The 18,691-nt window shown below is 66.3% G+C and carries 18 protein-coding genes; 14 read left to right on the forward strand and 4 right to left on the reverse strand.

All coding sequences use genetic code 11. The annotated features are described in order from the left end of the window. The first annotated feature begins 325 nt into the window (after nucleotides 1-325). From AC5IJH_RS09015 to AC5IJH_RS09035, 5 genes are all read left to right on the forward strand, one after another. A complete protein-coding gene (locus AC5IJH_RS09015; protein WP_491902484.1) occupies nucleotides 326-601 on the forward strand; it encodes a hypothetical protein in 276 nt (91 codons plus the stop codon). Continuing rightward, entirely contained in the window at nucleotides 594-1,370 is a 777-nt protein-coding gene (locus tag AC5IJH_RS09020) for a septal ring lytic transglycosylase RlpA family protein (RefSeq protein ID WP_491902485.1), read from the forward strand. The genes AC5IJH_RS09015 and AC5IJH_RS09020 overlap by 8 nt, the downstream gene beginning before the upstream one ends. A gap of 157 nt (nucleotides 1,371-1,527) precedes the next feature. Then, nucleotides 1,528-1,818 (forward strand): hypothetical protein, encoded by a 291-nt coding sequence (locus AC5IJH_RS09025; RefSeq protein WP_491902486.1) that lies wholly within the window; start codon nucleotides 1,528-1,530, stop codon nucleotides 1,816-1,818. A 126-nt stretch (nucleotides 1,819-1,944) separates the two neighbouring features. Beyond that, entirely contained in the window at nucleotides 1,945-3,273 is a 1,329-nt protein-coding gene (locus AC5IJH_RS09030) for a M48 family metalloprotease (RefSeq protein ID WP_491902487.1), read from the forward strand. Between the two features lie 22 nt (nucleotides 3,274-3,295). Next, a complete protein-coding gene (locus AC5IJH_RS09035; RefSeq protein WP_491902488.1) occupies nucleotides 3,296-3,631 on the forward strand; it encodes a histidine triad nucleotide-binding protein in 336 nt (111 codons plus the stop codon). Between the two features lie 69 nt (nucleotides 3,632-3,700). On the opposite strand, the gene AC5IJH_RS09040 is transcribed toward AC5IJH_RS09035, so the two are convergent. Together AC5IJH_RS09040 and mutM are read right to left on the reverse strand one after the other, a co-directional pair. Then, nucleotides 3,701-4,774, reverse strand: a complete 1,074-nt coding sequence (locus tag AC5IJH_RS09040; RefSeq protein WP_491902489.1) for a response regulator — start codon at nucleotides 4,772-4,774, stop codon at nucleotides 3,701-3,703. Nucleotides 4,775-5,743: 969 nt separating this feature from the next. After that, nucleotides 5,744-6,652 (reverse strand): bifunctional DNA-formamidopyrimidine glycosylase/DNA-(apurinic or apyrimidinic site) lyase, encoded by a 909-nt coding sequence (gene mutM, locus AC5IJH_RS09045; protein WP_491902490.1) that lies wholly within the window; start codon nucleotides 6,650-6,652, stop codon nucleotides 5,744-5,746. A gap of 115 nt (nucleotides 6,653-6,767) precedes the next feature. Here mutM and AC5IJH_RS09050 point away from each other — a divergent pair, with 115 nt between their 5' ends. The 4 genes from AC5IJH_RS09050 (at nucleotide 6,768) to AC5IJH_RS09065 (ending at nucleotide 10,353) form a co-directional block, all read left to right on the forward strand. Further along, on the forward strand, nucleotides 6,768-7,967 hold the full coding sequence (locus AC5IJH_RS09050) for a DUF8462 domain-containing protein (protein WP_491902491.1): 1,200 nt from the start codon (nucleotides 6,768-6,770) through the stop codon (nucleotides 7,965-7,967). A 53-nt stretch (nucleotides 7,968-8,020) separates the two neighbouring features. Then, nucleotides 8,021-9,337: an adenylosuccinate synthase gene (locus tag AC5IJH_RS09055; protein WP_491902492.1), complete on the forward strand. Its 1,317-nt coding sequence runs from the start codon at nucleotides 8,021-8,023 to the stop codon at nucleotides 9,335-9,337. A gap of 32 nt (nucleotides 9,338-9,369) precedes the next feature. After that, complete coding sequence (locus AC5IJH_RS09060) at nucleotides 9,370-9,657, forward strand: putative quinol monooxygenase (RefSeq protein ID WP_491902493.1); 288 nt, start codon at nucleotides 9,370-9,372, stop codon at nucleotides 9,655-9,657. Between the two features lie 231 nt (nucleotides 9,658-9,888). Further along, complete coding sequence (locus AC5IJH_RS09065; protein WP_491902494.1) at nucleotides 9,889-10,353, forward strand: nuclear transport factor 2 family protein; 465 nt, start codon at nucleotides 9,889-9,891, stop codon at nucleotides 10,351-10,353. A 10-nt stretch (nucleotides 10,354-10,363) separates the two neighbouring features. Here the strand turns inward: AC5IJH_RS09065 and AC5IJH_RS09070 are convergent, their stop codons facing one another. Beyond that, nucleotides 10,364-11,443, reverse strand: coding sequence for a glycosyltransferase 61 family protein (locus tag AC5IJH_RS09070; protein WP_491902495.1), 1,080 nt, complete (start codon nucleotides 11,441-11,443; stop codon nucleotides 10,364-10,366). Nucleotides 11,444-11,521: 78 nt separating this feature from the next. Continuing rightward, nucleotides 11,522-12,409, reverse strand: a complete 888-nt coding sequence (gene folP / locus AC5IJH_RS09075) for a dihydropteroate synthase (protein ID WP_491902496.1) — start codon at nucleotides 12,407-12,409, stop codon at nucleotides 11,522-11,524. A gap of 92 nt (nucleotides 12,410-12,501) precedes the next feature. Here folP and dacB point away from each other — a divergent pair, with 92 nt between their 5' ends. The 5 genes from dacB (at nucleotide 12,502) to lipA (ending at nucleotide 18,620) form a co-directional block, all read left to right on the forward strand. Next, on the forward strand, nucleotides 12,502-14,067 hold the full coding sequence (gene dacB, locus AC5IJH_RS09080; RefSeq protein WP_491902497.1) for a D-alanyl-D-alanine carboxypeptidase/D-alanyl-D-alanine endopeptidase: 1,566 nt from the start codon (nucleotides 12,502-12,504) through the stop codon (nucleotides 14,065-14,067). Nucleotides 14,068-14,097: 30 nt separating this feature from the next. Further along, complete coding sequence (locus AC5IJH_RS09085) at nucleotides 14,098-14,454, forward strand: c-type cytochrome (protein ID WP_491902498.1); 357 nt, start codon at nucleotides 14,098-14,100, stop codon at nucleotides 14,452-14,454. Next, complete coding sequence (locus AC5IJH_RS09090) at nucleotides 14,451-14,858, forward strand: hypothetical protein (RefSeq protein ID WP_491902499.1); 408 nt, start codon at nucleotides 14,451-14,453, stop codon at nucleotides 14,856-14,858. The genes AC5IJH_RS09085 and AC5IJH_RS09090 overlap by 4 nt, the downstream gene beginning before the upstream one ends. A gap of 208 nt (nucleotides 14,859-15,066) precedes the next feature. After that, nucleotides 15,067-17,514: an ABC transporter permease gene (locus tag AC5IJH_RS09095; RefSeq protein WP_491902500.1), complete on the forward strand. Its 2,448-nt coding sequence runs from the start codon at nucleotides 15,067-15,069 to the stop codon at nucleotides 17,512-17,514. A gap of 197 nt (nucleotides 17,515-17,711) precedes the next feature. After that, nucleotides 17,712-18,620 (forward strand): lipoyl synthase, encoded by a 909-nt coding sequence (gene lipA, locus AC5IJH_RS09100; protein WP_491902527.1) that lies wholly within the window; start codon nucleotides 17,712-17,714, stop codon nucleotides 18,618-18,620. The last annotated feature ends 71 nt before the right edge of the window (nucleotides 18,621-18,691 follow it).

Consider the following 18,691-nt stretch of genomic DNA (forward strand, 5'->3'; position numbering starts at 1 on the left):
GCTCGGCCCCGCGCGGAACATCTGCTGCCGCTTCGGAGACGGGCACGCGATGCACCGTCCCGTGGGCGATAGTAGCGCGGATTGTCTCGACGAAAGCGCCGAATCAGCAGGTTCACTTCCAATCGGAGCCGCCAGCCCACCGTTCTGGACCGGGCGATCCCGATCCGGAATGCGCCTCGCCGGGTCCGGATAGTCGTTGGCTCAGATGCATGCTTCGTCCACAGCGCCAAGGCATGCGCGCATTTACCGCGCGGGCACATCCGCAAGCGGGAGTCATTGACCACCGCACTCGCCCACGCGGAGACTAGGAAGCAGGAGATGCAGTATGAGCGAACCGACATCCCAATCCGGCAAAACCACCTTTGAGAACTTCGGCCGCAAGGTCGATGCCAGGGTGGGAAACGTGGGGCCGCGGATCGAAGACGAGGTCAAGCGCGTCATCGCCTACCTCAACGATCAGGTAGTGCCCCAGGCACGGCAGAACTCGTCCTCGGCCCTGCGCGCGGCCTCCGAACAGCTGAGCCGCCTCGCGGACTACCTAGAAAAACAACAGCACCCGCAGACCGTCGAAGACGCTCCCCGGGATTCACAGAGTGCATAAAACTTCGGCGGCGCTGCTCGCTCTCGGTGTTCTGGCCATCGCCGGCTGCCATCATCAGCCGGTGACCGCCGGTGCGCCGCCGCCGCCGATCCTGCTGCCAGCGCCCGGCTCCGCGTCCTACCCTGCACCACCGCCCACCACCGGCACGGCTCCCCTCGTGCCGACCACCACCAACCCTGGCGTCACCTCGGCCGCGGATCTAGCATTTGTCGCGAGCCACTCGCCCGTGTGGAGCGAGACCGGCCTCGCGAGCTGGTACGGACCGCCCTACAACAAACGCCGCGGCGCCAACGGCCAGATCTTCGATCAGGACGCGATGACCGCCGCGCATCGCACCCTCCCGCTCAACTCGCTGATCCGTGTCACCAACGTGAAGACCGGGCAGCAGGCAGTGCTGCACGTCACCGACCGTGGCCCCTTCGTGCCCGGGCGCGTGCTCGACTTGTCGCTCGCCTCCGCGAAGGCGCTCGGCGTCTACCTCCCGGGCACGGAAACCGTGCGCATCGAAGTCTTCGCTGTGCCGTCACCCATCGACACCGGCGGCCGCTGGTGTGTGCAGATCGGCGCATTCAAGGACGGCTCCGAAGCCGAGAAGCTGCGCGATCACCTCAGCCGCAAGTACGAGACCGCCAACGTCATCGAGTTCACCGGCCCCACCGGCCACTGGGTGCGCATCCGCCCCCTCCGCGATGACAAAACGCGCGCCGTCGAGATCGAGCACGACCTCAAGCCGAAGGAAGGCGAAGCCTACCTCGTCCGCCTCGACTGAGTTCCACGCCTCGCCGATCTTCGTTCAGCACATCTTTGCTCTGCCCGAATGATGCTGCAACGAACTTGTCACCCTATCAATTACGAATTGCGCGCGACCCTTCCTGACGGCAACGAACCCCATGTCGGCCTCCATCGTATCTGGCAAGGAGGGAAACATGGCGACACAACACGAAGGGACCGGGCAGCACAAGCACAAGAGCAGCGAAGAGCCGTTTCCGCACAACGAGGCCCCCACCACCAGCGGTGGCGGCAAGTCCTCCAGTGGCAAGTCCTCAACCAGCGAGCACAGCCACTCCGCATCGCACGAGGCAAAGAGCTCCGGCAGCCGCAGCGGTGGCAGCAGCAGTGAGAGCTCGGATCTGAAGGAGCGCGAGTATCGCGGTCCCGACGGTGAGATCCACCACCACACCACGACCTACCAGGAGCAGCACAAGGGCAAGAGCTAGCGCCCGCTCCGCCTGCGGCGTAAGCCGTCCACCAAGGCCCCGTCCCAGCGGCGGGGCCCTTCACGTTGCCCCCCGAACGCGAGCGTAAGAGACGGATTTGCGAATACGCATTTGCTACAAACAAGCATGCGCTGGCTGACACTCGCTCTGGCACTCGCGTTGGCTCTCCCCGCCGTCCTCGCCGGTCGTCCCGCATTCGTTGCTGGTCCTGTGTTCGCTGCTACGGCCGACTCCTCGACCGCCATGCAGGCGTCGCGCCCGCCCGCGTACTCACTGCCACCCGCCAAGCTCGCGAAGGCCGAAGCACTCGAGCGCCAGAGCCGCTGGCTCTGGGCCGGTGGCACCGTGTGGGAGTTCGCGTCGCTGCTGCTGATCCTTGGCCTCGGCTGGGCCGCAGGTCTTGGTCGCCTCGCAGCGCGAGTCACGCATCGCGCATGGGTGCAGGGGCTCATCTTTCTCCCGCTGCTCTTTCTTCTTCTGCGCGTGCTCGACCTGCCACTCGCGCTCTTCGGCCATCACCTCGGCCTCGCCTACGGGCTCTCTGTCGAGCGCTGGCCCGCCTGGTGGTGGGACTGGACCAAGGGTCTGCTCCTCAACCTCGCCGTCATGACGCTGGTGCTCTCGCTGTTGTTCGCCATCGTGCGCCATGCGCGCCGCCGCTGGTGGCTGTGGTTCTGGCTGCTCTCGCTCCCGCTCATGCTCGCCGCCATCTACGCGGAGCCGCTCGTCATCGATCCGCTGTTCAATCACTTCGAGCCGCTCTCGCGCTCCAGCCCCGAGCTGGTGGCGCGCCTCGAGCAGGTCGTCGCGCGCAGCGGTGAGCACATCCCGTCCGACCGAATGTTCCTGATGAAGGCAAGCGAGAAGGTCACCGGCCTGAATGCATATGTGACCGGCTTCGGCGGATCAAAGCGCGTCGTCGTCTGGGATACATCGCTGCAGAAGTCCACGCCCGATGAAGTGCTGTTCATCTTCGGCCACGAGCTTGGCCACTACGTGCTCGGTGACGTCACGCACGGGCTCATCTACGGCGCGCTCGGCCTGCTGCTCGCGCTCTGGCTGGCGTCCTATGTCGTCGAATGGCTGATCCATCGCTACAGCGCAGCGTGGCACATCACGAGCATCACGGATTGGAGCGCCGTGGTCGTGCTGATGCTCGTGTTCGCCATCTTCAACTTCGTCAGCGAGCCGATCGCGAACGCCATCAGCCGGCGCATCGAACATCGCGCGGACGTCTACGGGCAGGAGGTCGTGCACGGCATCGTCGCCGACCCGCAGGCCACCGCCATGCACAGCTTTCAGACACTCGGTGAGGAGTCGCTCGATGTGCCCGACCCCAATCGCGCGCTCGTGTTCTGGACCTACAGCCATCCGCCGATCCCCGATCGCGCTGCATTCGCGCGCGACTACAACCCGTGGAGCCCTGGGCATTCCCCGCGCTTTTTTCCGCGCTGACGGATCGGGTACTCTGAGCGGCATGGATTGTGTGTTCTGCAAAATTGCCGCGGGCGAGATTCCAGCCAAGCGGCTGTATGAGGACGACCATGCCGTCGCCTTTGCCGATCTCGAGCCGCAGGCGCCGGTGCACGTGCTGCTGATTCCACGCAAACACATCGTGTCCCTGGCGCACATGTCGCCGGGGGACGAGCAGTTGATCGGCCACCTGCACGCCGTCGCAAAGAGCCTGGCCGAGGAGCGCAGACTCGATGGCTATCGCACCGTCATCAACACCGGCGCGGACGGCGGCCAGACCGTGCAGCACGTGCATCTGCATCTGCTCGGTGGCCGCTCGTTGAAGTGGCCTCCCGGCTAGCGAGGCACGGCAAAAAAGAAGAAGGCCCGCACAAGGCGGGCCTTCGATGTTGCAAACGGCTCTGGCTGCTTAGGCCTGGGCAGGCTGCATCTCGTCCTGCTCTTCTTCCACGCTGCCATAGCGGCGCAGCAGGTTGGGCAGGTTCTGCGAGAAGGTGGCGCGCGGCATCACCGTATCGCAACCAGCTTCGATCGCCTTGGCCTTCAGGTCCCCCTGGATCTGCGAGACGAAGCCAATGATCGACGTGCCCCGCTTCAGCTTGGTCTTGATCTTCGGGATCAGGGTCAGCGGCTTCGCGCCCACATTGTTCAGGTCGAACAGGATCAGCGCCGGACGATCTTCCTCCGCGGTCTCGGTCAGCCGCGTGATGACGTCCTTCTCCGGCTTCAGGATCGCGACCTTGATGCCCAGCTTCTTCGTGTACTCCTGGATCTTCGCGAGGATGAACAGATCCTCGATGAAGCAGTAAATCCGGGTGGGCGCATCCTCGCGCACCGCGACCGGCTGGTAGTAGTCCGCTTCGGAGTAGAAGCCGCTGTGCGGCATGCCGCGAAACTCGCCGTTCTGCTGCTGATGGTTCGAAGAGTCGGCCACGTTCCCATTGGCGCCGCCACGATAGCTGTGGTCCATCGGCCCGACGAATACCTGCTGGCGACGGCCACCGCCGCCCTTGGCTTTGCGGCGAACGCCGCCGTTGCTGCCATTCCCGTTGCCGGGCTGCGGACGGAAACCACCGCCACCGCCTCCACTGTAGCCGCCCTGGTTGCCGGGGCTCTTCGGGAAGAAGCGTTTGCCGCCTTTATTGTTGTTGCTCTTGTTCGATTGCCCCTGATTTTGCCCCTGGCCTTGCCCCTGCCCATTGTGCTGCGGGGCAGCGTGCTGGGCCGGCGGCTGGCTGTTCTGCACGGGCTGACCGTTGGAGGCGGGCTGGCCATTCGGGGCGGGCTGCCCGCTGGCCGCGGCCGGAGCGCCCTGGCCTTTACTGGCCTGGCCGCCCTTGTTGCGGCGACGCCGCCGACGGCGATGCCCCTGTCCTGCCGGCGCTTGGCCGGGCTGGTTCTGGGCTTGCGGTGCGTTCGATGGAGGCACCGGCATGGCTCCCTGCGGCTCAAAGGCCGGGGACGGGTTCTGCTCTGTGGTCATTCGTGCACTTCCTGCAATTCTGCTGCTACGAAACTCTTCAAAAGAGCGCCCTCTCGCGGCTGCCGCAACGACGAATCAGGCAGCAAAGGTGTCCGCGAATCTGCTGATAGGGGACGGAACGGAGATCCAGACGCAACGGCGCGCGGTGTCCGCGGGGCGGTACTGCTGGCGTGGCGACGTGCTTTCGACGGAATGGAGCGTATCGTCTGCTCTCAACAGCGTTGGATGCTCAGGTTCACTGCTCCAGCAGGCTTGCCAGGGCTGGTTCACGGCCCGAAGCGCTGCGGCGCGGCTCTTTACCTTGTGACTATTCGAAGTGTGGCGAGCTCTCCGTCTGGTCCGGACCCGGTCCCTGAAGGACCTCGTTTCCCGGCCCACTTGAGGGCATCAGCCGCTCGATAGGCAAGTTCAAGCATACCCATCGCGGGGGTGGATGGCAAGTGCAAAAGCTCGCGCGTACTGTCCGGACACTGTTCAGGAATGGACAGCAGGGAACCGCACCCAGAAGCGCATTCCTGAGGCCCAGTCTCCCATGTCTACAGCAACAAAAGAACCAGAGCAGAAGGTAGTGCAGCAGCAGAAGTCGGCTTAGGACGCAAACAGCGCCGCCCGGAGGCGACGCTGCGCGAATGGCCAGTCACTGGCCTCCCAAAGAACCGCGCTCGTCTGCGGTGAGTGTTTCTCCGGTGGCGGCAGGACCTGGTAGGTGCCGTGCTCTGCCCATCCGGAGCTTGGATCGCCGGGCCCTTCTCCGTATCGGGGACCGCGTGCGTCGCTGGCTGCCTAGACTAAAGCAGTTCCCGTGCCATTCCTGGCGACTAAGTGCTTTCATGCACTTAGCCCTGCCCGCCGGCCCCGCAGTCTTCTGATTTCTGGAATCCTATCTCCCGGACTTCTGCTTTCCGTAGTCGCGAACTGTTACGAAGGAGAGCGTGAAGGTATCCAGCTTGTAAACAGGGCAGCCGGACTTCACCGCTGGCAGGTCGTGCAGTAATGCGTCCCCCGGCCAGCCAGAACTGTCCGCCGGATGGGCGCGCCGCACACCAGGCAGGGCTGCCCGGTCCGCATGTAAACCCGGTGCTCGAGCTGGAAGAACCCCCGCACTCCGTCCGCATCCACATAGTCCGACACCGACGAGCCGCCCAGCGCAATAGCCTCGCGCAGCACCTTGCCGAGCGCGGCATGCAGCCGGTCCAGCTCCGCCGCCGTCAGCCGGGCAGCCATGCGCCGCGGCCGAATCCCTGCCCGAAACAGGCTCTCGTCCGCATAGATGTTCCCAACGCCATGCAGCAGCGTCTGGTTCAGCAGCGCCGCCTTGATCGGCGTCCGGCGGCCGCGAAACAGGCTCCGGAAGTCCGCTGGCGTGATGTGCAGCGGATCCGTCCCGGGCCCTGCGAATTCAGTAGAGATCCCGGCGCCGGGTCGAGGGCTCCGGGCAGCAGGGCGGCCCCTGCCCAGGTCCGCAGCGTCGTCGTAGCCGGCGGCAGCCGTGTGCAGCCCCATGCGGCCAAACCGCCGCGGATCGACAAAGCGCAGCTCCCGGCCGGACCGCAGCACGAGCACTCCGTGCGTATGCGGCGGCCGCGGCACCTCCGCCTGCGACACCAGCAGCCGTCCGGTCATCCCCAGGTGCACGATCCACTGCGGCGGCGCCCCATCCGCGTCGCGTGCCGGGTCGGGGGGGAAGTCGAAGACAATATGCTTGCCCACCCGCCGCACCCGCGCAATCATTCGCCCGGTGAGCGCGTCCGCCATGGCGGCAGGCGGCGTCTTCATCGGCTCCGGCTTTGAGGAGAACCACGCCTTCTCAACCGTGTCGCCTGCAATGCGCGCGTGCACACCATTCGCAACGGTCTCGACTTCAGGGAGTTCAGGCATCAGGAGAGTGGGGCAGGCATCAGGACCGGTATCTAAGACTGTCGAGCCAACAGCTTAAGTGTACCGATCTTAGGAAAATTATGCTCCTCTCATAACCATGCTAAACTCCGTACAGATGGACCCTGTCCGCAATCCGTATGCTCCCGGTGCCGGCAGCCCGCCGCCTGAGCTGGCTGGCCGCCGGGCCATCCGTGAGGATGTCGCGGTGCGCCTGCAGCGGCTGCGCGCCGGCAGGCCGACCAAAAGTGTTCTCCTCGTGGGTCTGCGCGGCGCCGGAAAGACCGTCCTGCTGGACCAGATGCGGCGGGACGCAGAGCGCGCCGGCATCCAGACGCTGCGCACCGAGGCGCCGGAGAACCGCTCTCTGCCCGCGCTGCTCGCGCCCTCGCTCCGCTCCGCGCTCATTCACCTCAGCAAGCAGGAGGCCGCCAAGGATGTCGCCGTCCGCGGCCTGCGCGCCCTGGCCGGCTTCGCCACAAAGTTGAAGGTGACCTACCGCGACATCGAAGTCGGCATGGACTACGCTCCAGAGCCGGGGCTGGCCGACAACGGAGAGCTCGAAGGCGATCTGACGGCACTCTTGCAGCAGGTCGGCACGGCGGCAAGAGCCGCGGGCACGGCTCTCGCGATCTTCATCGACGAACTGCAGTATGTGGAAGAGTCGCAGCTTGCCGCACTCATCGCTGCTTTGCACCGCTGCTCGCAGGAGAGCCTGCCCCTGACGGTGCTGGGCGCCGGCCTGCCGCAACTGCGCGGCCGGATGGGCGAGGCCAAGTCCTACGCGGAGCGGCTCTTCGACTTCCCGGAGATCGGCCCGCTCAACGACGACGACGCGGCGGCAGCTATCGTCCTCCCTGCGCGCAATGAGGGCATCGAGATCGACGGCGCAGCCGTGGCACTGATCCTCGAAAAGACGCGCGGCTATCCTTACTTCCTCCAGGAGTGGGGGAAGCACACCTGGGATCTGGCGCGCAGCAGCCCCATCCGGCGCGAAGATGTGGTGAACGCCTCCGACGAGGCCGTCGCCGCGCTCGATGAGAGCTTTTTCCTGGTCCGCTTCGACCGCCTGACGCCAGCAGAGAAGCGATACCTGCGCGCCATGGCCGAGCTCGGACCAGGGCCGCATCGCTCCGGGGATATCGCCGAGCAGCTTGGCCGCGTGGTTAGTTCTTTAGGTCCCACCCGAGCCAGCCTGATCGCGAAAGGGATGATCTGGAGCCCTACCCACGGCGATACTAGTTTCACCGTTCCGCTGTTCGATCAGTTCATGCGCCGCGTGATGCCGGGGGACGACTGGCGAGCCAGCCGGGTCTGAAAGCTGTCACACGTCGCACGCAGAAATTTACTTTAAGAAGGTTTGAGATCAGGATGCGAGCAAAGACCGCGGTCGTATTAGGTGCGCAGTGGGGAGATGAGGGCAAGGGCAAGATCGTCGATGTGCTCTCGGAGCGCTTCGCCGTCGTGGCCCGCTATGCTGGCGGCCACAACGCCGGCCACACCGTGATCATTCATGGCAAGAAGTTCATCCTGCAACTGGTGCCCTGCGGCGTTCTGCGGCCCGACTGCCAGGCCGTGATCGGCAACGGCGTCGTGCTCGACCCGATGGCCTTCCTCAAGGAGGTCGAGAAGCTCGACTCCCTCGGCGTCAACACTCAGGGGCAGCTCTTCGTCTCCAACCGCGCCCAGGTCATCCTGCCCTACCACCGCATGATCGAGCTGGCGAGCGAGAGCGCCCCTGGCCGCACCCGCATTGGCACCACCAGTCGCGGCATCGGCCCCGCCTACGAAGACAAGATGCACCGCAACGGCCTGCGCGTCGTCGACCTGCTCAACACCAACATCCTGCAGAAGCACATCGAGAACGCCTGCCGCGAGAAGAACGCGATCGCGCACGCACTGTTCGGCACCGACCCGCTCGACCCGGCACAGATCTACGACGAATACGCCGCCGCCGCCGAGCAGGTGCGCCCCTACGTCCGCGACACCGCTGCCCTGCTGAACCGCGCCATCGATGACGGCAAGAGCGTGATGTTCGAGGGCGCGCAGGGCACGCTGCTCGACATCGACCACGGCACGTATCCGTTTGTCACCTCATCGTCCGCAACCGCCGGCGGCGCGGTCACCGGCACCGGCGTCGGCCCCACCCGCATCGGCACCGTGATCGGCGTCACCAAGGCCTACGTCACGCGCGTCGGCGAAGGACCGTTCCCAACCGAGATTCATGACGCGATGGGCGAGGAGCTGCGCGCGCGTGGCCAGGAGTTCGGCGCCGTGACCGGCCGCCCCCGGCGCTGCGGCTGGCTCGATCTGCCGCTGCTGCGCTACTCGAACCAGATCAACGGCACGGAGTGGCTGGTCGTCACCAAGATGGATGTGCTCGACACGCTCGCCGAGATCCCGGTCTGCACCGGCTATCGCATCGACGGCAAGGAGACCGACACCATCCCTGCCGATGTCAGCGGCCTCGAGCGCATCGAGCCGGTCTACACAAAGATGAAGGGCTGGCAGACCTCGACCGAGGGCGTGCGCAGCTTTGACGATCTGCCAAAGCTCGCGCAGGAGTACCTCCGCTTCCTCGAGCGCGAGTCCGGCGCGCGCATCGGCATGGTCTCCACCGGACCGGACCGCTCGCAGACCATGGAACTCCCCGAGTTCACCGCCGCGCTGCAGGGCATGCAGGGCTGATGAGCATGCCATCCCGAGGAGAGACGAACGCCATGATCAGCTTCACTGTCCGCATGAAATTTGCCGCAGAGCATCGTGAAAAGATCGACGGCATCCTGCGCGACCTGGCTCGCGCCTCGCGGCAGGAGCCCGGCTGTCACGTCTATATTCCGCATCGCGTCGAAGGCGAGCCCGACACCGTGCTCATCTACGAGCAGTACGCCGACTACGCAGCCGTCGAGGCGCATCGCGCGAGCGATCACTTCCGCCGCTACGCGATCGAGGGGCTTTACCAGCTCATGCGTGAGCGTGCGGTCGAAGACCTGAGCGCGATCATCTGACACAGTACGGCCCGCATAACGGACTGCGGCGTCAGCAGTGAGCCGCAGTCCGCAGCACTTTAACCGTGCCGTGGTGCCGTCTGGTGCATTCTTTTGACGCAGGGTTTTGCCCGGACTACCATCCATAGGCTTATGCATTCCAACGGCTTGGCCCGATGGCAGAGCGCAGCGAACCGCCGGGGCAGGCTCGCGCCCTGGCCGGGCCGCTCCCACGGTGCCTCTGCTGTGCACATGGCGTTGGTGCTCCTGCTCTGCGGGTGGATGCTGACGTCGCTGCCGGCCCAGGCCTCCATGCCGCTCATGCATCGCGAGGACCGGCTCCATCGCGAAATCGAAGGGCTGGAGTCGCAGTGGCGTGACGGACTGCTGCACAACGATGTCGCCACCGTCGGCCGCCTGCTCGCGGATGACTACCTCGGCATCAATCCGGACGGCACGCTCGAGACCAAGGCCGATGCCATCGCGCTGCGCCGCTCCGGCGCCATCCGGATCACCAGCATCGATCCCGAAAACGTCAAGGTGCATGTCTACGGCGACACCGCCGTCGTCACCTCGCAGGTCAGCGTCCAGGGCCACGAGGGCGAGCGGGACATCAGCGGCCACTACCACTACACCCGCGTCTACAGCCACAAGTCGGGTGAGTGGAAGATCGTCAGCTTCGAAGCCAGCCGCCTGAACGGCGACCGCCGCCGCTAAGCACCGCGCCTCACGCCTGCAAGGCGTATCTCTCCTGATCCAGCGCCGTCTCCACGCGATCCAGCAGCCGCAGCAACTCATCCGGTGCAACATGAAAGCCATCCGGCGCAGCGGTGCCCAGCATCGATGCGTACCGCATGGTCCCGATGCAGTCCGTCAGGTCCTTGTAGTGATTGATGTAGCGGTACGGCGGGATCATGGCCACGATCGCGGAATGCTCTGCCATCGCCAGAAACGCATGCGTCAGCTGGCTGCCTTCGACACACAACGCGATGCGCGCGCCGGCGCAGGCCTGCGCGACCTCACGCGCGCTGAGCCGGCCCGGATCGACGATCTCGTACCCGCGCGCCGCGAGCAGCTCTTCGAGCTCCCCCTCGTTCACCAGCACGCGGCTCGCGCCACTCCGTCCGCGATGCAGCATCACACGCCGCCCTCCCACAGGTTTCGTGTGGCGCGCAATGCGCCGTCGCAGCTCCCGATACTGCGCCGCACGCCGGCTGTTCTGCGCTTCGTTGTCGATCCAGAGCAGCGTCTCGAATCGCGCCCGCGCCAAAGGCTCCGCCGCCAGCCCCAGCAGGTCGAGATACCCCGGCTCATGCGTGTACGGCGTGTGCGCGGCCATCACTGCCGGCGCGTGACCGCCCGCTTCGAGCAGCAGCGGCAGATCGTCCGATAGCCAGTGCCCGAAGTAGAGCGAGCCCACATAGGTGGACGCGTACGCGGCACGCGCCACCTCGACCATCGCGCGTGATCCGGACACGTCGCGTACCGTCACCCGCTGCAGTGGGCGCCCGCCCGCGAAGAACCAGCCATCCCGCAGCTCCACGCCACGCAGCCGGTAGAGAACCGTCGCCCCATGCCGGCGCGTGCCGCCACGCAGCCGCGTCATCTCTTCTTCGAAATTGGTGGTCTTCTCGCACGCCGTCACCCGCGCCAGCGCTGCTTCGTCATAGATCGTCGGTGGTGTCTCCGCGACCTCTTCCGGGCACAGCACTGCTCGCTCTTCTGCCATCTCGCTCAGCGACGGCGCGCCGCGTGCGCGCCACGACAGCAGCCGGTGACGAACTCTGCGGGGGAGACTCGAAAGCAAGCGGACCCATCCTGACAGCAGGCCGAGCGGGGAGACAACGGCCTTCAGAAGGGATAGATGCAGATGCAGCCGCTGCGTTTACGGCTCGTTGCAGGTCGCGGCCACAATCAGCGCCGCCTGCACGGCCGGGCGCACGTCATGCACGCGCACCAGTGACGCGCCAAGCGTCATCGCGATGGTCGTCGCGGCCAGTGTGGCTGCTTCGCGCGCGGTGACCGGTGCATCGATGCCGCTGTGCAGTGGAGAGAGCGTCCGTCCGAGAAATCCCTTGCGCGACAGCCCCGCAAGAATTGGGCGTCCCAGCGAGACCAGATCCGGCAGCCCGCGCAGCAGTGGATAGTTCGCCTCATACGCCTTGCCGAAGCCAAAGCCCGGATCGAGCACGATGCGCTGCCCGTCTATCCCTGCACTGCGCGCCGCCTCCAGCCGCTCATCGAGCTCGCGCCGGACCAGCGGCACCACCTCGGTCGGCGCAAGCGGCGGCAGCGTCCGCCATTCGCTGGGGCGTCCGCGTGTGTGCATCAGCACGACACCGCAGCCAAGCTCAGCGCACGTCGCTGCCATCGCGTCATCCCACAACATGCCGCTCACGTCGTTGACGATCTGCGCGCCCGCCTCGACAGCAGCGCGCGCCGTCGCTGCGCGATATGTATCTACGGAGATGACAGAATCAGGAGCAACGCGGCAGACCGCTTCGATCACCGGCAGCACGCGATCCATCTCCTCCTGCGTGCTCAGCTCGCCCGTCGCTCCCGGCCGTGTTGATTCTCCACCGATATCGACGATCGTCGCGCCATCGGCAAACATGCCGAGCGCCACCTCCACCGCCTCATCCACCGAGTGCAGCCGCGCACCGTCAGAGAACGAGTCCGGTGTGACGTTGAGGATTCCCATCACATGAGCCCGGCCGCCCAGCATCAGCGACCGTGTGCGAAGTTGCCACTCGGATTGCGCCGGTACCATCATGTCCGCAGAGTATCAACTGTACTTCTCTGAATCACCTGTGCTCGCGCACGACGCCCGGCGGTTCTTGCAGAGGCGCTGATACACTCCGCCGCATGCACCGTTTCTTCGCCACCGCTCTGCTCGCACTGCTCCCTCTCGCGCCGGAGCTTTGTGCGCAGCGCGCGCCTGCTCATGTCCCCGCGCTCGCGATTCAGATCAACCGTCTGCTCGCCGACCCGGAGCTGGCGCGCTCGCACTGGGGCGTCTCTGTCACAACGCTTGACGGCAGGCAGATCTTCGCGCTCAACGATGGCGAGTTATTCGAGCCGGCGTCGAACGCGAAGTTATTCACCACCGCGGCTGCCGCGGCGCTGCTGCCTCTGCAACTTACCTACACGACCAACGTCGTTGCCGAAGGCGAAGTGGACAGCGCCGGCGCGCTGCATGGCTCGCTCGCGATCCTCGGCGTCGGCGATCCGAATATCTCGGGCCGCGCCTTTCCTTACACCTTGAAGACGGATCGCCCCAACCCGCCCCTTGCCGCACTCGAAGCGATGGCCGACCAGGTCGCCGCCAACGGAATAAAGACAATCGCGGGTGACGTAATCGGCGATGACACGTGGTTCACCGCGGAGCGCTACGGACCCGGCTGGAGCTGGGACGATCTTCTCTGGCTCTACGGCGCTCCCGTCAGCGCGCTCAGCGTCAATGACAATGCAGTGTTCCTCAACGCCAACCCCGGCGCGCAGCCCGGCGATCTGGTGACGCCGCGATGGGATCCCGCGGTGGACTACTACCAGTTACAAAATGGCCTCTCGACCACCGCCAAGGGCGCGGAGAACGCAGTCGGCATCGATCGCGTTCCCGGCTCGCTCACGGTGCGCCTCTTCGGCACCATCGCCATCGGCGGCCCCGGCCTGCACGCCGGCCTCGCGCTCGAGGACCCAGCCGAGTTCACGGCGCGTGCGTTTGTGGCGATGCTGCGCCAGCGCGGCATCGCTGTCACCGGTGCGGCGCGCGCGCGCCACCGCCCCTCCGTCGACACCACCGATCTGCGCAAGGAGCAGGAAGAGCCGCTCACGCTCACACCGGTCACGCTGCCAACCGTTGCCACCGCCCCCGCGGGCAACCGCGTGCTCGCCTCGCACGTGTCGCCCCCGTTGCTCGATGACCTCACAGTCGTCAACAAGGTGAGCCAGAACCTGCACGCAGAGCTCACGCTGCGCACGCTCGGCAAACTGCTGGCGCGCGACGGCTCGCTCGGCCAGGGCACGCGCGTCGTGCGGCAGTTCCTGATCGGCGTCGGTGTTGACCCGCGCGACTTCTTCTTCTTCGATGGCTGCGGCCTGTCCAACCAGGACCTCATCACCCCGCGCGCCGCGACAAAGCTGCTGGCCTACGCCTCGCGCCAGCCCTGGGGCGCGGCATGGCGTTCCACACTGCCCGTGGCCGGGGTCGACGGCTCACTCAACGCGCGATTCACCAACTCGCCCGTCAAGGGCAAGCTCGACGCAAAGACCGGCACGCTCGCCGAGGTGCGCGGACTCTCGGGCTATCTCACCGCGGCATCCGGGAGGACCGTCGCCATCTCGATCCTCATCAACGATCACGAGCCCGACTCGAAGGCCGAGGGCAAGGCGATGGATCAACTCGTCGAGATGATCTGGCGCGCCGAGTGAGCGAGCACCGCGCTCGCATAGAATCGTGGTTTGAGGACTCGCACGCGCACAGTCTGGTTGGGGCTATCGGCAGGGCTCGCGCTCTTCGCGGCCGGCTGCCGTTCGCTGCCGCCCGGCAAGCCGCTGTCCGAACTCACACCGGACGAAGCAGCCGGCCGAGCCGTCTTCGTCTCCGCGTGCGCCCGCTGTCACAATGCGTATGACACCACCGCGCTGCATGGGCCCAGCCTCTACGGCGTCTTCCGCAAGCCAGCGCTGCCCAGCGGCGCGCCCGCCCGGGACGATCGTGTGCTCGCCGTCATCCACCGCGGTCGCGGCATGATGCCCGCCATCTCGCTCACCGAGCAGGACGCCGAAGCCCTGCTGCGCTACCTGCATACCCTATGACCGCACCCGCCAAACCCACGGCTCCCGCCAACGATCCCCCGATCGATCCCTCAAACGATCCCGTGGCCAAGCGCGACACCTACCGCGGCCTGCTGCCCGGCATGGCCGGCATCGCGCTCTACATGTTCGTGCTCGCCGGCGTCGTCGGCTTCGGCGCGGCCACGGGCCGCTTTCCGCGCCTCTTCGTCCTCGTCAGCCTGCTGTTCGTCATCGCTGCCGTCGGACTGGCGCGGCTCTATCGATGGGGATGGGCGCTCGCCAGCGCCGCCGTCTTCCTGCTCATGAGCTATCAGGTCTGGGCCTTCCTGCGCACCTATCAGGGCCCCGCGCTCGTCATGTCGCTGCTCAACCTGATGTTCTTCCTCTACCTCGTCCGACCCGAAGTGCGCGACCGCCTCCGCTAAACCCGCACTGTCCGGATTCGCACGCCACCGTCTCACTTCCGGACAGGCTCGTTCGTGATCGGCGCGGGCACATCATCGCGCTGCGAATCGTAACTCTTCCCGTACTGCGACGATGCACGATCTGACCGCACGTGCCCGATACGGCTCGCGACGTGCTCTTTGCATATGCGCTCCAGCCCGTCGGCCTTCGATTACGTGGGAGATCGCCATGCGCTCCGTTCTGCAGGATCTGCGGTACGCCATTCGTCAGCTCGTGAAAAGCCTGGGCTTCACGCTCACCTGCCTGCTGTCGCTGGCCTGCGGCATCGCCGCGACCACCGCCGTGTTCAGCGTCGTCTGGGCCGTCCTGGTCGAGCCCTACCCCTACGCGCACCCGGACCGCATGGCACACCTCGCGCTCGGTGATTTCCAGTCCGGCCAGTACCAGGGCTTCGGCATCACGGTTCCCCAGTGGGAACAACTGCGCACCGTCCCCGCCATCGAGGACTCGGTCCTGACCGATCGGATGAACCTGACCATCACCGGTCAGGAGCTGCCCGAGAACGTGCGGGCCTGCCTGATGACCGCCAACGGATTTCACTTCTTCGGCGTCCCCCCTGCGCTCGGGCGCGGCCTCCTGCCCACAGACGCGGTTGGCTACCGCGACCCGGACCCCGTCGCGGTGCTCGGCTACGCGTTCTGGCAGCGGCGCTTCCACGGCGACCCGCAGGTGCTCGGCAAGACCATCGACCTGAGCGGCAAACCCTACGTCGTCGTGGGCGTCGCGGGCCGGCGCTTCACCTGGAACGATGCCGACGCCTACCTGCCCATGAAGCTGACCGCGGGCGGGGAGGCGAAGACCGCCGAGGTCCGGCTCCGCCCGGGTGTGTCGCGCGCTGCGGCCGCCCAGCAACTCAAGCCGCTCATCCAGCAGTTCGAGCGCCAGACCCCGAACTACTACCCGAAGACCCCGGGCCCACTCCGCGTGATCGGGCTCAACGAGCAGTTCGTCGCCACCATCGGCCCCACCCTCGCTATGCTCTTCGGCGCGGTCGCGCTGCTCCTCGCCATCGGCTGCGGCAATGTCTCCATCCTGCTGCTGGCGCGGGGTACGGCTCGGCAGCATGAGTTCGCCATCCGCTCTGCCATCGGCGCTTCGCGATCGCGCATCGTGCGCCAGTTGCTCACGGAGTCTCTCCTGCTTGCCTTGGCCGGGGCCGCGCTCGGCGTGGCGCTCAGCTACAGGCTGCTCGCGGCGATCGTCGCCCTGCTCCCCGAGGACGCCTTCCCGCATGAGGCCGCGATCGCCATCAACCTGCCAGCTCTCTTCTTCTGCGTGGCCGTCGCGTTCGTCACCGGGGTCGCCTTTGGCCTCTCCCCCGCGCTCCAACTCTCCCGCCCGGATATCAGGGAGGCCATGCAGGCCGGGACGCGTCGCCTCGCGGGCAGCGTCCGCAGCCGCATGGCTCACCATCTGCTCATCGGCGGGCAGATCGCGCTCACCCTGCTCCTGCTCACCACCTCGACCATGGCAATCCGGGCCTTCCTGACCCTGACCCACAAGCCGCTCGGCTACGATCCGCATCACGTGCTGTTCGTGGAGCTGCCTCTGCAGAGTGCAAACTACCCCACGCTCGAGAAGCGCACGGCCTTTGTGCGCGCGCTGCGTGACAAGCTCGCGCTCGTGCACGGTGTCCTCGGCGTCGGAGTGACCAGCAGTGGTCCGCCTCCGTACGGCGGCTTCTCAAGCTCGGTCGAGGTCGCCGGCAGCACCGCCGCGGACAAGCAGTCTGTCGCCGTCAACCTGGTCAGCCCGGAATACTTCAGCGTGCTCCACAGCGCGATCCGTGAAGGCCGGGTGTGGACGGACGCCGAGGACGATCACCACGTCCGGCTCGCGCTCGTCAGCCAGGCATTTGCGCGCCGCTACTTCCCGCATCAGGATGCGCTCGGTCATACCATCCGCGTCCCCTCACTCTTCCAACTGGGTCACCCGCCGCAGGTGGTCGTCGCACCGGGCGCCGACGCCCCCCTGCTGATCATCGGCATCGTCGCGGACAAGGCCAACCGCGGCCTCAATCGCCCGCCCGAGCCCGAGGTCTTCATCCCCTGGACCCTGGTCATGGGCCCAGGCGTCGGGCTCACGGTGCGCACCGATGGCCCGCCACTCGCGCTCCTGCATGACATCGGCGTTCAGATCGCCTCCGTCGATCACACCCAGCAGATGGGCGGCCATGAGCGTGACCTCGAGGGCTGGATCGCCGCTCAGCCCGAGTATGCGCAGGGCCAGCTCATGGCCTGGCTGTTCGGCGGATTCGCAGCGCTTGCGCTGGTCCTCGCCTCCGTCGGCCTCTACAGCGTGGTCACGTACACGGTCGCGCAGCGCACCAACGAGTTCGGCATCCGGATGGCCCTCGGCGCCATGCCCAGGCACGTGCTGCGCCTCGTCATTCGCTCGGCCGCCTTCAGCGTCGCGGCCGGCGTGGCCATCGGCATGGCGCTGTCCTTCGCGCTCCGCCGGCTGCTCATCGGTCTCGTCCAGCCGGGTACGAACAGCGGCAACTCCTCCCTGCTGGTCGCCGTGGCGATCCTCGGCGCCGTGGCGCTGATCGCCTGCGCAATCCCCGCCGCGCGTGCAACAAGGATCGAGCCCCTGGAGGCGCTCCGGTACGAGTGACGCCACCCGAAGTGACGCCACAAAAATCGACCCCGCACCATGATTTTCGAGCCGGTCAACGCCGCCCTGCGGCCGTGGAGTGGCTTCAGTACAATCAAGCTGTGGCTGACTCTCCCGTTCTCGCCGCTCTGCCCGCGCTGCTCTCGGCCCCGCTCGTCTCTGCCTCCTCGGTCTCGGCATCCTCGCTCTCCGCATCTCTGACCGACTTAGTGCAGATCGACACAGCCCCGCGCCGCCCTGCGCCGAAGCCGGCCTGGCTCAAGGCCAAGGCCCCGGTCGGTGAGAACTACCACTCCCTCAAAAAGCTGGCCCGCTCGCTCAACCTGCACACCGTGTGTGAGAGCGCGCACTGCCCCAACATCGGCGAGTGCTGGGAGCACAAGACCGCGACCTTCATGATGCTCGGCAACCTGTGCACGCGGCGCTGCGGCTTCTGCGCCGTGCCCAAGGGCCGGCCCGAAGCGATCGATCTCGACGAGCCGCGCCGTGTTGCGGAAGCCATCGCCACCCTCGGGCTCAAGCACGCCGTCGTCACCAGCGTGAATCGCGATGACGATATCGTTGGCGGCGCGCGCGCCTTCGCCGTGCTCATCGAAGAGGTGCGCCGGCAGGCGCCCGGCTGCCAGATCGAAGTGCTGGTGCCCGACTTCCAGGGGCGCGAAGACGCGATCCGCTTAGTCGTCGATGCGCGGCCGGAAGTGCTGAATCACAACACCGAAACAGTGCCGCGGCTCTATCGCGTCGTCCGCTCGGGCTCGCGCTACGAGCGCTCGCTGCAACTGCTCGAGACGGCCAAGCGGCTCGATCCCTCCATCATCACCAAGAGCGGCGTCATGGCCGGCCTCGGTGAAGAGATGGATGAGCTGATCGCCGTCTTTCGCGATCTCGCCAACGTCGGCGTCGACATCCTCACCGTCGGTCAGTACCTCCGGCCATCGAAGGATCACCTGCCGATGGCGCGCTACTACACGCCGGACGAGTTCGCCACGATGAAAGAAGCCGCCATGCAGATGGGCTTCCGCCACGTCGAGTCAGGACCGCTGGTGCGCTCGAGTTATCACGCGCACGAGCAGGCCGCGTCCACCGGCCTCAGCATGCTCACCTAGGGCATTCCCGCACGCGTCTTTGCCAGCGGTGCAGCAGGGCTTTTAGTATCAGCGGCGTTCCATTTCAGAGG

This window comes from Candidatus Dedyshia acidiphila (assembly GCF_051025295.1).
GTDB lineage: Bacteria > Acidobacteriota > Terriglobia > Terriglobales > Acidobacteriaceae > KBS-83.

What these genes read in the sequence shown, in the direction of transcription:
- AC5IJH_RS09015 (WP_491902484.1), top strand. Translation starts at nt 326, where the DNA reads ATGAGCGAACCGACATCCCAATCCGGCAAAACCACCTTTGAGAACTTC.
- AC5IJH_RS09025 (WP_491902486.1), top strand. Translation starts at nt 1,528, where the DNA reads ATGGCGACACAACACGAAGGGACCGGGCAGCACAAGCACAAGAGCAGC.
- AC5IJH_RS09030 (WP_491902487.1), top strand. Translation starts at nt 1,945, where the DNA reads ATGCGCTGGCTGACACTCGCTCTGGCACTCGCGTTGGCTCTCCCCGCC.
- AC5IJH_RS09035 (WP_491902488.1), top strand. Translation starts at nt 3,296, where the DNA reads ATGGATTGTGTGTTCTGCAAAATTGCCGCGGGCGAGATTCCAGCCAAG.
- AC5IJH_RS09040 (WP_491902489.1), bottom strand. Translation starts at nt 4,774, where the DNA reads ATGACCACAGAGCAGAACCCGTCCCCGGCCTTTGAGCCGCAGGGAGCC.
- mutM (WP_491902490.1), bottom strand. Translation starts at nt 6,652, where the DNA reads ATGCCTGAACTCCCTGAAGTCGAGACCGTTGCGAATGGTGTGCACGCG.
- AC5IJH_RS09050 (WP_491902491.1), top strand. Translation starts at nt 6,768, where the DNA reads ATGGACCCTGTCCGCAATCCGTATGCTCCCGGTGCCGGCAGCCCGCCG.
- AC5IJH_RS09055 (WP_491902492.1), top strand. Translation starts at nt 8,021, where the DNA reads ATGCGAGCAAAGACCGCGGTCGTATTAGGTGCGCAGTGGGGAGATGAG.
- AC5IJH_RS09060 (WP_491902493.1), top strand. Translation starts at nt 9,370, where the DNA reads ATGATCAGCTTCACTGTCCGCATGAAATTTGCCGCAGAGCATCGTGAA.
- AC5IJH_RS09065 (WP_491902494.1), top strand. Translation starts at nt 9,889, where the DNA reads ATGGCGTTGGTGCTCCTGCTCTGCGGGTGGATGCTGACGTCGCTGCCG.
- folP (WP_491902496.1), bottom strand. Translation starts at nt 12,409, where the DNA reads ATGATGGTACCGGCGCAATCCGAGTGGCAACTTCGCACACGGTCGCTG.
- dacB (WP_491902497.1), top strand. Translation starts at nt 12,502, where the DNA reads ATGCACCGTTTCTTCGCCACCGCTCTGCTCGCACTGCTCCCTCTCGCG.
- AC5IJH_RS09090 (WP_491902499.1), top strand. Translation starts at nt 14,451, where the DNA reads ATGACCGCACCCGCCAAACCCACGGCTCCCGCCAACGATCCCCCGATC.
- AC5IJH_RS09095 (WP_491902500.1), top strand. Translation starts at nt 15,067, where the DNA reads ATGCGCTCCGTTCTGCAGGATCTGCGGTACGCCATTCGTCAGCTCGTG.